Raw genomic sequence first — 14,063 nt, 5'->3', positions numbered from 1 at the left:
GCTTTGTGCATAGTTTAAGTATTGCCATTGGCATAGGGGGAGCGATGAACCACACCACCGACCCGACCGTCTGCGTCCTCCACGTGGGCAAAGGCACCCAGTACGGGGCTTTGACCCTCTTTCCGGTCTGGGCTGAAGCCGGCGCGGCCCCCGGCCTCACCTGGGATCTCGATGCTCTCGATATCGGCGAACGACACGGCGGCGGGCAGGTGAGTTCCCTGGCCGCGCAGAACCTCGGCGACACACCCGTCGTACTGCTCGAAGGCGACCTGGTCGAAGGCGGCTGGCAGACCCGGATGGTGGCGCGCTCGACGATCCTCGGGCCGCGCGAGTCGTCCACCGTCGAGGTGCTGTGCGTCGAAGAGAAGCGGTGGCACGGCGACCGCGGCCACCGGGCCGCCGGCCGACGTGTCTCCGCTCCCCTGCGGGCGGCCCGGGACCACGCCTACCGGCGCGGCGAGAGCGCCCAGCACGCGATCTGGCACGGCATCACCGCACGCTACGAATCCACCGCGGCGACGGCGACGAGTTCGTTCGCCGACCACCTCGACCGGGTCGCCCGCGAACAGGGCCGGCGCGGTGAACGGCCGCTGCCGACCGAACCGCTGGACGGCCAGCGCGGGGTGATCATCGGTGTCGGCGGCCGGGTGCTCGGAATGGAACTGCTGGCCACGCCCGCCGCGTTGGCCACGCGTTGGACCGGCATCGTCGAAGCCGCCCACTTCGATGCCGCGCACGCCCCGGAGGTGGCGACACCCGGTCAACGGGCCCGTGACTTCGCGGTCAAGGTCGAGCAGACGCACCTGTCGGCAAATAGCGATTCCCCGACGTTCACGGCTCTGGTAGCGACCCGGAACTCCCTGCACCTCAACGGGATCGCACTGCCGGAACCGCAACGCTCGATCGACGGGGAGTTCTGGCGGATCGTCCACCTAGCCGCCCGGGATCCGCGGCACCCGTTGCTGGTGGAGGCATAGTCGGTGCCGACGCCCGCACGTTCTCCGGCCGTCAGCGCGACTCGGTCGGCCATCCGTAGCGCATGGACTGCACGGCATCGAGATAGCCCTGACGCTCGAAGTAGTTCGCCAGGCTGAGCTGGTGCTCCTTACGCCAGAGCTGTTGCGCATCGTGCAGTTCATCGAGCGAATAGGCGCCCAACGCCGGGTAGCGTGCGGTGAGCTCGGGCACCAGCAAGGCGGCGGCCACCGCATCGGCGTCTGATGAGTGCGCGCGTTCCAGTGCGACACCGTAGAGGTCCGCCAAGACGGGCAGGGTCCGTTTGCCGCGCCGATAGGTATCCATCTCCTTGTCAAGAACGAGTGGATCGATCACGGGCCGAATCTCGCTCAGTCGTTGCACGAGGGTGGGGATGCCGTGCCGCGCGTTCTCGGCTTCGAGCATCGTCAGATCGAACGAGGCGTTGAACGCGACGACGGGTTTGGCGGCGGCCAGCCATGCCGCGACTCGTGCGGTGATTTCGGCCAAGGCATCTGCCGGTGCGACGCCCCGTGCGACCGCCTGCGCCGTCGAGATGCCGTGGACGGCTTCGGCACCTGCCGGAATCGGGATGCCGGGATTGAGCAGCCAGGACGCGGTGGCCGGTTTCGCACCCACCGTCACTTCGACGAGCGATGCGGTGACGATGCGATCGGCCCAGGGATCGGTACCGGTGGTCTCAAGGTCTAAGGCCAGAAACGGGCCCGCAGTCCATGTCATGGTCGCAAGCTAACAGCGTGCGCCGACAGGTCAGCCGCCGATCGGCACGAAGCCGCTACCGGGCCCGTCGCCGGCGTTGACGTCCTCGAGGATCGCGCGGAATTTCGTCAGGAACGTGACGAACATCGGCGGGGCGTACCTACCGCGCCAGAGGAGGTCTCCGTGGTAGGCCATGCCGGCCAGCCGACCGTCCATGGTGATTGGGGCGCCCACGTCGCCGGCCTCGAATCGCCCGTACATCGTCGCGTCCGGCCAGCCGTCGCGCCAGATGTGGTTGCAGATGCCGGGGGTGGCGGGTCCCCACTTGCACACGTACGAATCGGCGACCGGGTCCGGTCCGATGCCGTGGATCGCCGCACCGGCGTAGTCCGACACCGGGAGCAGATCAGGGGCATCGAATCGGATCACCGCGTAGCCCAGCCCGCCGTTGGCGGCCACCACGGTGCCCACGGTGGTGTCCGAACCTTCGAGTGCGACGGTCGCCCCGGGACCGCCGCACCGAGACGAGGTGAAACCCACCACGTCACCGGTCCGGTCGTGCCCGATGGTGGTCAAGGTGCAGTGGTTGACACCGTCGACGAGGATGCCGGCCCCACCTCCCACAATCACCATGGCCGCCGCCGGCGAAACCGTGAGCAGGCCTGCGGCAACGATCAGCGCTAGGACAAGCCGGGGCCACCAACGAGTCAGTTGCACGGTGTCTCTCCGTTCGCCGTCGGCCGGTGTCGATGCAGGTCCGGTCGAGACCAGCCTGAATCACCGTAGCCAGGTCCGCGCAGTCGGGTCCGCCGCGGCTTGTCGGGGCTTGTCATACCGGCCCGTTACGGTCCCGCACATGTGCCCACCCCACGACGATCAGCCGGGTAGCCAGATCGGCCCCATACCTACCGGGTTTCGTGATATCGACGCGGCGCTCGACGGCGGACTGCAGCCCGGATCGTTGACCGTGATCGCCGGTCACACCGGGTCCGGTGTCACCGCCCTGGCGACACATGTTGCGACACAGTTGGTCACCCTTGGTGACGGTGCCGCCAACATCCACTCCCTCGACTGCCCCGTGTACCGACTGGATCTTCGGATCAGGACGATCACCGTTCCACCGGCCGACCAGTCCTATGACGACAACCGTCGCGATCTGTACGGCGGACGCCTGCGAATCCTGGGGGGCCACGACCGGAAACCGTGGGACATCCTCCGCAACCTCACCCTGGACCTGTGGACGAGCAAACCGCGAGCGAATCTGATCGTGGTCGATTCCCTCAACATGGTGGGCGTCGTCGGCGACGATCTCGCCTTCCCCCGATCACCGAAGACTCATTCGCCGGTGATGATCGACTTCTGCCGCCACCTCAAAGGCCTTGCCCTGGATGAGAACATAGCGATAATCGCCACCACGACGTTCGGGGTGGACGCCAGAACGGGGACGGAGCCGGACCAGTGGATCCAGCATCTTCCCGCGGTCGGCCCCGCGGCAGTCGCCGCCGACAACGTCCTGCTGCTCTACCGTCCGGACAGGTGGGACCGTCGCACACCGCGCGCAGGAGAAGTCGATTTCGTCCTGGCCAAAGGTTCATTCTCACCGAAGCTGTGCACCGTCGGGCACCAGATCACCCGAGGAAAATTCATCGACTTCCCGATCGGTCCGCAACCCGGGACGACGTGATCGTCGGTGATGCTGCGCAGGTACCTGAGTCCCCTCAGCCACCGACCTGGGCACGCAGCTTCCCCGCGAAAACGCTGACCACGGCAGCGGGCAACGACGAGGAGACCCCGATGATCGATGCACCGACCAACTCGTACTGCACAGCCACGTCGTGGCGGTTGGGAAGCGAACTGTTCGCGCCGGCCTGCCGCTGCCCGAAATGCGCCGATTCTGCCGTGATGTCACCGACCGAGAGGGCCAACGTCGCGTTGCGGTCACGGCCCAGCAGCTCTGCGCACGCCGGAATCTCATGCGCGAGTTGCGCAAACTTCGTCGCGGCCGCCTCGACACTGGCATACCGCGCCACGAGTTGACTGACGAACGTGTTGCCCGCCCCCGCCGTCCACGCACTCGCGTATTCGTCGAACCGAGGCTCACCGCCGCCGAAGTACAACGGCAACACCTGGACACACGGCAGCGGCAGATCCGCCGGCGCGGAATCGGGCTGTCGACGAACGGGATCGAAGTTGGCAAACGGCGGGGTCTGCGGAGCGTGTTGGGCGACGATCGCGTTGACTTCCTCTCGCGTCAACAACACCGACTCGGGATCGGCCCCGGCCGGCCCCGCGCCGGTCAGACTCGCCGTCATCATCGCCATCAAGATCGCAGCGGCGAGGGTCGTCGGTCTCATGGTTCTCCTTGCGGGTCGGTCGATAACGACGGTGTCACGGATTCGGTCGCACCACTCGTACCGATCCGCCGCTCATCGACGGCGTCACCGCCTGCGAGTGCACGGGGGTCCCTGATTCGCTGGTTTCGACGCTCACGCCGTTGCCCATGTAGATCGCGACGTGTTGTCCGGCGACGCCGGAGCTTCCGTCGTAGTAGATGACGTCGCCGGGCTTAAGCGTCGAGGCGTCGAGCGTCTGCCCTGTCTGCAGCACTTGACCGGCCCCGTCAGTCGTCCAGTTGTGGAACTGCGTCCAGGTCCCTTTACCGGGGTCGTAGCCGGTGGCCTGGTAGATCGCGTATTCCGACAGGCCGCTGCAGTCGAAGCCGGTGTGTTCGTAGTCGTGGCGCCGGTCTCCAAGGCCGCCGTCGCGGGTTCCGGGACTGGTGGTGCCGTTCTGGTTGCCGCCGCCCCACACGTACCGGGTGCCCTGCTGGTTTTCGGCGGCCCCGACGATCTTGAGTCCCTTGTCCTGCACCGAATCGGGACGTGGATAGGCCGCCGGCGGTACGCCCGCAGGCCGCATGCTGCCGTCGGCGTTCTTGCCGCTGAGATAGTCCGACCAGTTCTGATCACGTTGCTCCCCCGGCGGCATCGGTGGGTAGCCGGGCGGGTTGACCATTGGCTGCGCGTCGCTCTTCCACCCGGACTCACTGGGATAGTCGGCGGGATCGCCCGGCGCGTGCGGCACCGGGTATCCGGGGTCGCCGGGCTTCTCATTCGGTCCCGGAACCGGGTCGTCGGTGTCCTGTTCATCGGTCGGTGATTGCGGCAGCTCGCGGCCGTCGGGGGTGAGTTTGATGTCACCGACGACGGCACGGATCGCGGTGGCCAGGTCCTGGTCGGTCCGATCCGCCTCCGTCATCAGCTTGGTCAGCCGACGCTGCAGGGTGTCGAAGTCAGCGCGGTTGCGTTCGGTGACCTGCCCGCTCAGTTGTCCGGTCGGGCTGATCGACCAGTTATTGCCGGCCGCAATCGATTTGACGGTGCCCCACTCGTTTTTACAGGCCGCAACCTCGGACCTCGCATAGGTGAAGGCATTCGCGATCGCCGTCGCCTCCACCTGCTGATCGGTGATGTCGACACGGTGCTTACCGAGTTCCTGGCGGAAAGCGTCCCCGCCCTTGCCTTCCCAGTCTTTGAGTCCGTTGCCGGCAGCATCGAGGGCCGCACCGAAGTCGGCCTTACGCGCAGACCGTTCCGTGGCGATCTCAAAGACGGTGTCCAACGTCGTCAGATTCCACCTCTCGATACCGTCGGTGGTGATCGTCATCGGCTACTGCGCGCTCGGCGCCCGCGGAACCAGCACGGTAAAAGCATGGGCGTGCTGCTCTTCCATCGCGGTATAGAGACGGCCACCCTCGCGCATCGCGACAGCGAACTCCCCGACCCGTCTGTGCACCTGCGCGTCGGCCGATTGCCAGTGCGTGCCGAGCTCGGCCAACGCCTCCGCGGAGTCACCCGCCCACGCTGCGGCACATTCCCCCAGGTAGGTGATGTGCCGAGCGGAGAACGTCGCCGACACGTCGGTCGCGTCGGCCAGGCGGGATGCGTGGGTGTCCAGCAGCGCCGGGCGAACCGACAACGTCGCAGGATCGATCGGCACCGCCGCCACGCTCACACCTCCCCGTCCGAGCCCCTAGACAAAAGTTAACAGCGGCTCGGAGCGGACGCTAGGCATACCGGCCTCGGGAACTCGCGCTGCTCCGCGCCAGGGGGTACCACGTCGGACCATCCCGTCACGAAGGCCGGTGGGTGTCGAAATGCAGGATTGCCCCGGTGCACTCCAATGTATCGATCACCAGACCCGCCTCAACGAACCACCGCTCAGCATCGGATCGCGTACCCGACGGTCCAAATGCACCCACAGCACGAAGCGCGATCATGTACACATCAGCCCGTCGCAATTGGCCACGGACAGCGAACTCACCGAGCACCCGGCCGCCGGGACGCAGACACCGCGCGATCTCGGCCACCGCGACCGCCGGATCAGGCACGCAGTGCAAACCGTTGAAGCACACGCACAAATCGAACTCGCCGTCATCGAACGGCATACCCTCGATACTGGCCTTGATGAGATGGATCCGGTCACCGAGTCGCGCCGGAATCCGCCGCTGGGCTCGCTGCAACATCGGTGCTGAAACGTCTACACCCACGTACCTGATGTCCTGATCGGGCCGTATGCGGAGCATCGCAATCCCGCCACCGCACGGTACATCGAGAATCGCTGCGCCATCGGGTATTTCCCCGACCACACTCATCGCCCGGTATACGCGCTCAACATCGGCACCCATCACAAGACGCCCAAACCGGCGCGCAACCGCTTCCTGGCCCATCGCCCAGTCATACGACGCGCCCACGGTCTTCACGAACGCGGGATGCTGCCAAACCCGGCTGACATTGACCACGATGACCAACCTAGCCAGGTGTCCCCTTAGCGCGATGTACGACACAGCGCCTTTCCCGAGACTGCGGACGGCTGCTGCCATTGAGGTGGCTGTCGTTCTACATCAGCGTGCTGTTCGCCTTGTTCGCCGACTCCAGCAACGACTACGCCGACGGATGGAGATCTATCATCCCGTTCGCCGTCGCGACGGGTGGGCTGTTCCTCGCCGGAATCCACCGTCGCCACGAGCCGAGCAGCCAGGACGCCAGTCAGTCAGCGGCGGGCGCGCCCGGCGTGGCCGAAACGTCGATTGCCCGCTGGTCGCGCGCGTGAAACTCCAGTTTTCCCCTGGAGGCAGTCAACCGACACTACGCAGTGGCGTATAATTAAATGTGTGGTCGCACCACCATATCGCGTTAAATTCTCCCCCGATAATCCAGAATTCTCCACCGAAGATTCGGTTGAATTCGGGTTCGCCACCGACGATGACGTGCAAATATTGCAGTTTGACGACTATTCCGAAATCCATAAGATTCCAGGCCGTTGCGAGGAGCCCTTCTACAGTCGGTTGCGGTGTCATTCGCCGGGCGAGGTGATGGACCTGCTCGAGCGAGCGTTACAGACCGACCGGGAGTCGCCGACCGAGTTGCGAATCCTGGACCTGGGAGCCGGCAACGGCATCATGGGTGAGACCCTCACCCGTCATGGCGTGGCCCGGTTAGTCGGCGTCGACCTGGGCAGGATCGGCGGACGCCTGCACGACGCGCTTAAGGAGCGGGACTTCGATTGCCTGACGTGGGTGGCAGCGCCGGGCTCCGGAGACATTCCGGTGCGCGCATTTTCGATGCGATCTGGCTCATCAAGCCGGGCGGTTGGCTCGCGTGCAACATCAAGCATTCATTTCTGGATATCGACGACCGGACCGGGTTCCCCCGTCTGGTGCAGGCCCTCGTTTTTTCGAAATACTTCGATGTCTATCACCTCGAACTACACCGGAATCAGCTCTCAATGAAAGGCCGAAAGCTGTTCTACTACGCGCTGGTCGGGCGATTGACGGCGCCTCTTCCCGACGATTTCCTGGAAAGTCACGACATTGCCGACTAGCACTTTCAGCCAGCCTGCACGGTTCGTCGATGCGGAAAATCCTCTGCCGCTGGATAAGCCGCCAACCGGTGCAGCCATCACGTCCCCGCTGGATTTCGAACTATTCGCCACGCATGACGCGTTTTTGGCTGAACGTCCGCCGGGTGCGGATGAAGATGTGCACATGCTTCCGGCCGTTGTGGATCATGTGATCGAACGGTGCAGCGAGCCGGGCGACTTGGTATTCGACCCATTCGCCGGGTTCGGCACCACGCTTGATCGCGCCGTCGCACTCGGGCGGAAAGCACTCGGTATCGAATTGCTTTCTGAGCGTGTGGATTACGTGCAAAAGCGGGTGCCCCGTGCTCGCGTTCTCCAAGGCGATGCGCGGGAACTCATCACCGTGATACGCGAGAGCGGATGGCAGGTACCCGACGCCGGTGTCGCCCTTATCGTCACCTCTCCGCCCTACATGACCCGGGAGCATCAGGATGCTGATCCGCTCACGGGCTATCGGGAATTCGACATTGGCTACGGCCGCTACCTGGCCCAACTCGGCACGGTTGCGGCTCAGTGCGCGCGTCTGCTGGCGCCCGGCGGTTTCGCCGTATGGAACGTGGCAGATATCCACCACATGGGCTGTACGACACATTTGATCGCCGACTGCGCACACGTTCTCGAACAACACCTCACCCCGGCGGGCCTGACGAAGGTGCGGTGGGATCGGTACCCGCACGATCTGATCGACGACGCATTGCTGGTGTTCGAGCGGACTCCGGTGCCTCAGCACGGATGAGCGCGTCGCGCTTTGCCCCTCGTTTGGACGAGTGCGGCGACCATCGGGCACTGGGCGCCGAGCATCATCGAAGGCGTGCCGTCGAGGACTTGGATCTGACGAATTGACGACTCAGGGCACCAGCTGCAGCACCGAAGACACACCACTTTCCGACGTGCAGCATCGTGCCGCGCAATCCATACAATGCTCCAAAGTCACACATCGGATAAGGCAACAATGAACCTAATCGACCGGATCGCCGCGGCACTCGACAACTCCCGCGCAAAGATCAACCCAGACGTCTTTGAAGAATGTGCCACTGATCTACTTCAAGATCGGTATCCCAACCTAGTCCCCGTCAGGGGCGGATCCGACAGCGGGCGCGATGCCGATTCGCTCGAGCCAGCGGGAGTGCCACCCGTTCGAATGGCGGTAACGTCCTCGCGGACGTACGAAGGCGCAAGAGAAAACTTGCGCGGCGCCATAGCATCGCTGCAAACGCACGGTATGACTGGAACAAAAATCATATCCGTTAGCCTTGCGGAACTGAACCAAGATAAGCGGAAAAAACTAGAGAAGCTAGCTTCTGAGAAAGGTTACACTCTCGAAGCGGTTGTCGACCGTGCATTCTTCGCGGACCGCCTCCGGCAGAATGGCGAGTGGCGAGAGAAGCTCCTCGGCCTTCCTGGCGGTCCGTTCTCACTTTCCAAGTACTCCATACGCGGTGACATCAAGGCACGCAATTTTGACCTTATTGGCCGTGCGGACGAACTTGAAGACATAAACAATTCGCCCGACGACTTGCTTCTGTACGGTGTTCCAGGCGTCGGCAAATCGGCACTACTTGAAAGCGTTCCGGGACTGTACTTCGTTGACGGAAACCCGTCTGTCGAGAGGCTGATGGATGACATCCTAGCGACGCAGCCCGGCATCCTTGTTATCGACGACACGTTACGTCGGACCGATGCCCTGGAGAATCTTCAACTAATCCGTCGCCAGGAAAGTCTTGCATTCCGAATAGTTGCGGTCTGTTGGCCGCACCAGCTCGAAGAACTAAAGGTCCATATTCCTGCGGCTGCTGAAATGCAGATCTTGCCGCTAATTCGGCAAGATATTGGTGCAGTCGTCCGGAACGCAGGTATAAGTCGCGAGTCGATCATTGCGCGGATTCTTGACCAAGCGCAAGGTCGGCCAGCGTGGGCGGCGCGCCTGACTGACCTATTGAAGGACGATGTCGAGTGGCGTCAGGTTCATACTGGCGAAGCCATACGCGGCGAGGTTTCGCAGTACCTGACACGCTCCGGCCTCTCCAAAGAGGCGAAAGACGTGCTCGCTGCGATCGCAGTCCTGGGCTCACTTGCTGAGAGCGAGATAAGCACGCTGGCAGGACAATTAGGTGTTGCTCGATTGACCGTAGTGCACCTGATCGACGACCTAGCAGTCGGCGGCCTTCTCGATGTTCGACAGCAGTGGACCCAACATGGGAGTCAGGAAAATGTGTATGGCGTAGCTCCTCAGATCCTTGCGACGAGCATCGTCATAGACGCGTTCTTCGGTTCGGGGCCAGCTATGTTGCCTGTAGCTGAGCTCTTCGAGTCGTGGCCGGCAAAGCGGACGTCCATAGCTGTCCATTGCATCAGCGCAGCACTCCTGGGCGAACAGGGTGCCTATCCTCTTGCTCGCTTCTTTTTCAACGCACTAGTGGAGCAAGGCGCAATCGGAGTCGATTCTGACGTCTACCGCTACTATCTACATCTCGGCGCGGAAGAAACTCAGGAGATCCTGCAGAGGTCTATAGGGGAGTTTAGCGAAATAGCGCCCAATGAAAGTGACTATCAACGCAAGGCGACATTAGAGCGTCTTGCTATCTTCGTAGCGGACGCAATCCGCGATACGCATAATGTAGCCGTCGTTGGCAGCTTTCTTGATTTCGCTGCTGCCATCGATAAGCCCCCGCTCGTGCAGCTATTTCTCTCTAATATCATTAACGGCATCCGCAATGCCCATATCCCTGATGGCTCGATCAACTTGGGGCCGTTATTCCGGATCTGGGACGCAGCCGTGGCGTGGTTTGCAGCTTCATCTTCGTCACATAAAACTGACACCCTGACGATGCTTGTTAACGAACTACTACGCCCCGCTTTCGAGGCGAACAGTCTCAGCCCCGAGGATAATCGACTACTAAGATTGATATCGGTCGTACTACCTCCCGAATCGATGCGGCAGTTTAGAGATAAAGTATGGACTTCGTTCATCTCACTGGTGACAGAGCCGGGTCACGACGAACTGTCTGCCCTGACCAGTCTCTTTAAACCCTGGGTACAGATTGCGCGAGGATTCAACCCTGTCTTTGGTAAAGAGATCTCGGCAGATCAGATCTCAGAAGCGAAGATTGTCGCCGCAGATATGGCCGATTATATAATCGCGCATTCCGACGATTTTCCGGGCCTGAGAGCTAGCGTCAGAAAGCATTCAGACGCTATTGATCGGGAGTTCCCGGAACCCGATCCTCTGGTTGCGGCGGTCTTCTTTGTATCTGAAGAAGAAGACTGGCATGAACGGAGGGAACGCTTCGAAAACACCCTCCGCGAACAGGTGCGTCAAGGCATGACCCAACCCTTGGAGTTCTTTAGTCGTCTTGCGGCGCTTCGACCTCACATGAACGACTGGGATCAACCGCTAACCAATCCCCTTCATACGATCTTCCGATTGGTCGCAGATGTAGACACGGACTTTCTCCCTCTGCTGTTGTTCGCGAAGGACAATGGGATGTTCCCCGAAGCTGGGCCCCTCGTCGCCCCAACCCTCAACCAATCGGATATCGATGAGACTGCCCTATCGGCATTGCTCGACGACGGAGACACTAGGCCTCATGTCGTGCAGTACGTACTGACGACGGCCTTGGCAGAACGGTATCTCGGCCAAATCGCTGACCAACTAACGCCAGAAGACGTAGCCAACGTGGTTGTTCCTGCGCCAGTTGCCGACCGCCTCCTTCGGCATACCGATTCCGGGGTTCGCGCAAGTGCGGCTGCGACAATTCTTGTCAGCACGGACGGCGAGTTGGGATCCAACCTCCCCGGCGACACCGTGGCCTTAGTTGTTGACGCGCTGAAAGACCTGACGTTGCCAATTCCAATTCATGGGCGGGATTCGACATATTTCTTCGATCGACTCATCGCGTGCGCTCCCGACATCTACGAACATTTGCTTGCCAAGGCTATCACTACGACTCCCGGCGAGAATCTTCATAAGGCTCTGCGCCCGTTCGAACATACGGCGCCGATGCTCACCGCCGACGCCAAGACGCGTTTGCTTGTCAAGTGCGAACCGGGCACGAGGGAGAGAAACCACGTACTCGCGGTGCTGCGCGGCAACGATACGGACTGGCTTGAAAGCTTGCTCGACGCCGATCTGATTAACACTGACCAGGTGGAATCCACATTCAATAGGCCAGGCGCACCGGCACCGATCGAAGCCCTGGCTCGCATACTCGTTCCTCGGGGGGCCGACCCACTGACGATTGCTGCGAAGGTAGAACTTGGTACCCATTGGGGCGAAGATCACGAGCGATTGGAGGGTTATGTTGACCGTATGCGCGGTCTAGCGCAATCGAGCGAACCACCCATTGCTGCGGTGGGCAAAGCCGGCTTGGAGCATTATCTGCCGCGGGTGGAGGCTGCGCGGCTGCGGTTCCGAGAGAGCCAAGTGAGGGGCCGTTAACAAACCCTTGGATCTCTGCTCGACGCAATTACTCATGTATTTTTCGCAGCGCTCGAAAAAATTCTGACTACCGCCGCGGCAGTCAGGACCCCCCCTCAAGAAAAACGGGGTGGGGGGGGTGGTGCCGGGCCCACGTCGGGGAGATAGGCCGACGGAGCGCAACGGGCCCGGCACCGCCGCGTCTGTCAGGTAAGGAACGGCGACGCCGGCGCAGAGGTAACCCGACGAGAACCGGCTCGGGTCACTGCTCGCGAGTGGCGGTGTTCCGCTAAGCGGGCATCCGTTGGCGTGGTCGTCGGGATCGTATGACGGAGTGCCACAGGTGCACCGGGCGAACTCGCGGGGGAACTCGGGCTCCCGGCTCGGCTCAGTAGAACCATCCATCCTCGTGGCCAGCTTCGAGCCGAACCGTTCCGGCTCACCGAGTCACACGGGCTGGTAGCAGACGCGGCACCGGGACCAGTCACCCCAAAGATGAATGAAGTCCAAGTCGTACCGCTCAATGGCGACGTGGGCGATTTCATCGGTGGCCATGCCACTCTCCTTCTGCAAAACCCCGGGATAGATCGGAGGGTGGGGTGACTGCAAGTCCTCCCGGGTGAGTGGCCGCTCAAATTTACGTCCACCCTCCTATTCAGAGACGAGCGCTAGCGGCCGACAGGTTCCACATCTATACACGCCGCTGACCTCGTTCTTTGCCTCCCGGACGAGCTATCCACCAACCCCCGCCGCATCCTTCTGCGCTGACCTCGCCGGTCTCCCGCAGCAACCGCCACCAGCGCCGCTCCGACGCGAAATACTCCACCACCCACGCTGGCAGGTCGACCTCGGGCTCACTCATGTTGGTTTAGACGCGCGGGCACCCCGACCGGCCCCCACCGTCACTCACCCCGGCGCACAATCGAACCGTGCTCCCCGTCGCCGCCACGATCAGCGCCGCCATCGCCGCTGCCTCCTCCCCTGAGCTGCCCCAGTTCGACACCGAACTGTCCGCCGCCGCGGCGACTGCCGCGGGTTCCTGACTCGTGACGGTGACTAGGGCAATTCGGGTGTCTGACCCGCCAGCAAGCGGTCCATTACCCTGTCGAGTTCGTACTGGGCGAAGTCTGCTTCGACACCCACCACGCGGCCACGGGGTTCTTCGAGATTCCAATACAGTTGAACGCCAGGCGAAGCCGGGCGTGACCGCTCCAGCGCTTCATCGATGGGCAACATCCATGCGCGATCACGAGACAGATCGACGACAGCAAGCCACTCCGCTTTGCAGTCAGCGGGGAATGGCCACGCGACCTGCAACTGCCCGCTGGGGCCTACAGAGTAGGGCCTATGTGTCGCCTTCACCTGCACCGTTTGCGCGATGCGCGTTCCGGGCACGTACATCGCGAGATCGATCCCGGAGTCGGTGGTCAATCGTGCGCTGTCGATACCTCGCTTGATCAAACGGTATTGCACAAACAGTTCACCAGCGGCACCGATCGCTTGGGTTCCGAGCTTTGCTTCGGATGCCATCGATTCCTCCCGCAGTTGTGTGGACAGCAAGTCAGGCCGAACCCTATCGCCAGGGTCTGCTGCACGGATAGGTGACATCTTGACCTATCCGTGCAGCAGACCCGATCGCCACACGCAAAGCAGGACTCGATGACATCGGCGTGCGCACTCTGAGGCACGGAGTCGCTGTAGCGCTATTGGAATCGGGTGTGCATATCAAAGCGGTCGCAGACATTCTCGGCCACTCATCCGTCGCAATAACCCGCGAAATCTACGGTCATACCAGCGACGCCGCCGCACGGACAGCCATAGATGGACTCTCGAGCAGGATCAGGATAGCGAGCCTCTAGGCATACGTTGCTATCCAACCGAAAACCAACCGCTACGAATCGTTTATCTCGGCCGAGAAAACACTCCTGACCTGGTAAAACTCTGTCGGGCTGACAGGATTTGAACCTGCGACCACTTGACCCCCAGTCAAGTGCGCTACCAAACTGCGCCACAGCCCGCCACCGCCGGA

General features: G+C 62.3%; 14 protein-coding genes and 1 tRNA gene. 7 read left to right on the top strand and 8 right to left on the bottom strand.

Annotation, left to right across the window (positions count from 1 at the left end; all coding sequences use genetic code 11):
• The first annotated feature begins 44 nt into the window (after positions 1 to 44).
• Positions 45 to 977: an ARPP-1 family domain-containing protein gene (locus RCP38_RS08805; RefSeq protein ID WP_308476784.1), complete on the top strand. Its 933-nt coding sequence runs from the start codon at positions 45 to 47 to the stop codon at positions 975 to 977.
• A 31-nt stretch (positions 978 to 1,008) separates the two neighbouring features.
• On the opposite strand, the gene RCP38_RS08800 is transcribed toward RCP38_RS08805, so the two are convergent.
• Together RCP38_RS08800 and RCP38_RS08795 are read right to left on the bottom strand one after the other, a co-directional pair.
• A complete protein-coding gene (locus RCP38_RS08800; protein WP_308476783.1) occupies positions 1,009 to 1,716 on the bottom strand; it encodes an exonuclease domain-containing protein in 708 nt (235 codons plus the stop codon).
• A 30-nt stretch (positions 1,717 to 1,746) separates the two neighbouring features.
• The gene (locus tag RCP38_RS08795) at positions 1,747 to 2,328 is read right to left on the bottom strand and encodes a chymotrypsin family serine protease (protein ID WP_308476782.1); all 582 of its coding nucleotides are present in this window, start codon (positions 2,326 to 2,328) and stop codon (positions 1,747 to 1,749) included.
• Here RCP38_RS08795 and RCP38_RS08790 point away from each other — a divergent pair.
• The gene (locus tag RCP38_RS08790) at positions 2,327 to 3,379 is read left to right on the top strand and encodes a DnaB-like helicase C-terminal domain-containing protein (protein WP_308476781.1); all 1,053 of its coding nucleotides are present in this window, start codon (positions 2,327 to 2,329) and stop codon (positions 3,377 to 3,379) included. The two genes, RCP38_RS08795 and RCP38_RS08790, sit on opposite strands and share 2 nt — an antisense overlap.
• A 34-nt stretch (positions 3,380 to 3,413) precedes the next feature.
• Here the strand turns inward: RCP38_RS08790 and RCP38_RS08785 are convergent, their stop codons facing one another.
• The 4 genes from RCP38_RS08785 to RCP38_RS08770 all read right to left on the bottom strand — a co-directional run bounded on the left by RCP38_RS08785 (position 3,414) and on the right by RCP38_RS08770 (position 6,496).
• A complete protein-coding gene (locus tag RCP38_RS08785) occupies positions 3,414 to 4,049 on the bottom strand; it encodes a sensor domain-containing protein (protein WP_308476780.1) in 636 nt (211 codons plus the stop codon).
• 34 nt (positions 4,050 to 4,083) lie between these two features.
• Positions 4,084 to 5,361 carry a C40 family peptidase gene (locus RCP38_RS08780; protein ID WP_308476779.1) on the bottom strand — a complete coding sequence of 426 codons (1,278 nt, stop codon included), beginning with the start codon at positions 5,359 to 5,361 and terminating at the stop codon, positions 4,084 to 4,086.
• Positions 5,362 to 5,364: 3 nt separating this feature from the next.
• On the bottom strand, positions 5,365 to 5,694 hold the full coding sequence (locus tag RCP38_RS08775; protein ID WP_308476778.1) for a WXG100 family type VII secretion target: 330 nt from the start codon (positions 5,692 to 5,694) through the stop codon (positions 5,365 to 5,367).
• Between the two features lie 133 nt (positions 5,695 to 5,827).
• Positions 5,828 to 6,496 carry a class I SAM-dependent methyltransferase gene (locus RCP38_RS08770; protein ID WP_308476777.1) on the bottom strand — a complete coding sequence of 223 codons (669 nt, stop codon included), beginning with the start codon at positions 6,494 to 6,496 and terminating at the stop codon, positions 5,828 to 5,830.
• An 80-nt stretch (positions 6,497 to 6,576) separates the two neighbouring features.
• On the opposite strand from RCP38_RS08770, the gene RCP38_RS08765 reads away from it, so the two are divergent.
• From RCP38_RS08765 to RCP38_RS08750, 4 genes are all read left to right on the top strand, one after another.
• On the top strand, positions 6,577 to 6,807 hold the full coding sequence (locus RCP38_RS08765) for a hypothetical protein (RefSeq protein ID WP_308476776.1): 231 nt from the start codon (positions 6,577 to 6,579) through the stop codon (positions 6,805 to 6,807).
• Between the two features lie 61 nt (positions 6,808 to 6,868).
• Positions 6,869 to 7,486: a class I SAM-dependent methyltransferase gene (locus RCP38_RS08760; RefSeq protein ID WP_308476775.1), complete on the top strand. Its 618-nt coding sequence runs from the start codon at positions 6,869 to 6,871 to the stop codon at positions 7,484 to 7,486.
• An 81-nt stretch (positions 7,487 to 7,567) separates the two neighbouring features.
• Positions 7,568 to 8,353 (top strand): DNA methyltransferase, encoded by a 786-nt coding sequence (locus RCP38_RS08755; protein ID WP_308476774.1) that lies wholly within the window; start codon positions 7,568 to 7,570, stop codon positions 8,351 to 8,353.
• A gap of 486 nt (positions 8,354 to 8,839) precedes the next feature.
• Entirely contained in the window at positions 8,840 to 12,055 is a 3,216-nt protein-coding gene (locus RCP38_RS08750; RefSeq protein ID WP_308476773.1) for a P-loop NTPase family protein, read from the top strand.
• Positions 12,056 to 13,090: 1,035 nt separating this feature from the next.
• Here the strand turns inward: RCP38_RS08750 and RCP38_RS08745 are convergent.
• On the bottom strand, positions 13,091 to 13,564 hold the full coding sequence (locus RCP38_RS08745; RefSeq protein ID WP_308476772.1) for a hypothetical protein: 474 nt from the start codon (positions 13,562 to 13,564) through the stop codon (positions 13,091 to 13,093).
• An 86-nt stretch (positions 13,565 to 13,650) separates the two neighbouring features.
• On the opposite strand from RCP38_RS08745, the gene RCP38_RS08740 reads away from it, so the two are divergent.
• The gene (locus RCP38_RS08740; protein ID WP_308477137.1) at positions 13,651 to 13,893 is read left to right on the top strand and encodes a tyrosine-type recombinase/integrase; all 243 of its coding nucleotides are present in this window, start codon (positions 13,651 to 13,653) and stop codon (positions 13,891 to 13,893) included.
• A gap of 85 nt (positions 13,894 to 13,978) precedes the next feature.
• Here RCP38_RS08740 and RCP38_RS08735 read toward each other — a convergent pair.
• Positions 13,979 to 14,052: transfer RNA gene (locus RCP38_RS08735), tRNA-Pro, on the bottom strand.
• Positions 14,053 to 14,063: the final 11 nt, after the last annotated feature.

It is taken from the genome of Mycolicibacter sp. MU0083 (genome assembly GCF_963378075.1).
GTDB classification, from domain to species: Bacteria; Actinomycetota; Actinomycetes; order Mycobacteriales; family Mycobacteriaceae; genus Mycobacterium; species Mycobacterium kokjensenii.
The sequence above is the reverse complement of the archived record's forward strand: the minus strand, read 5'-3'. Positions and strand labels throughout refer to the sequence as shown.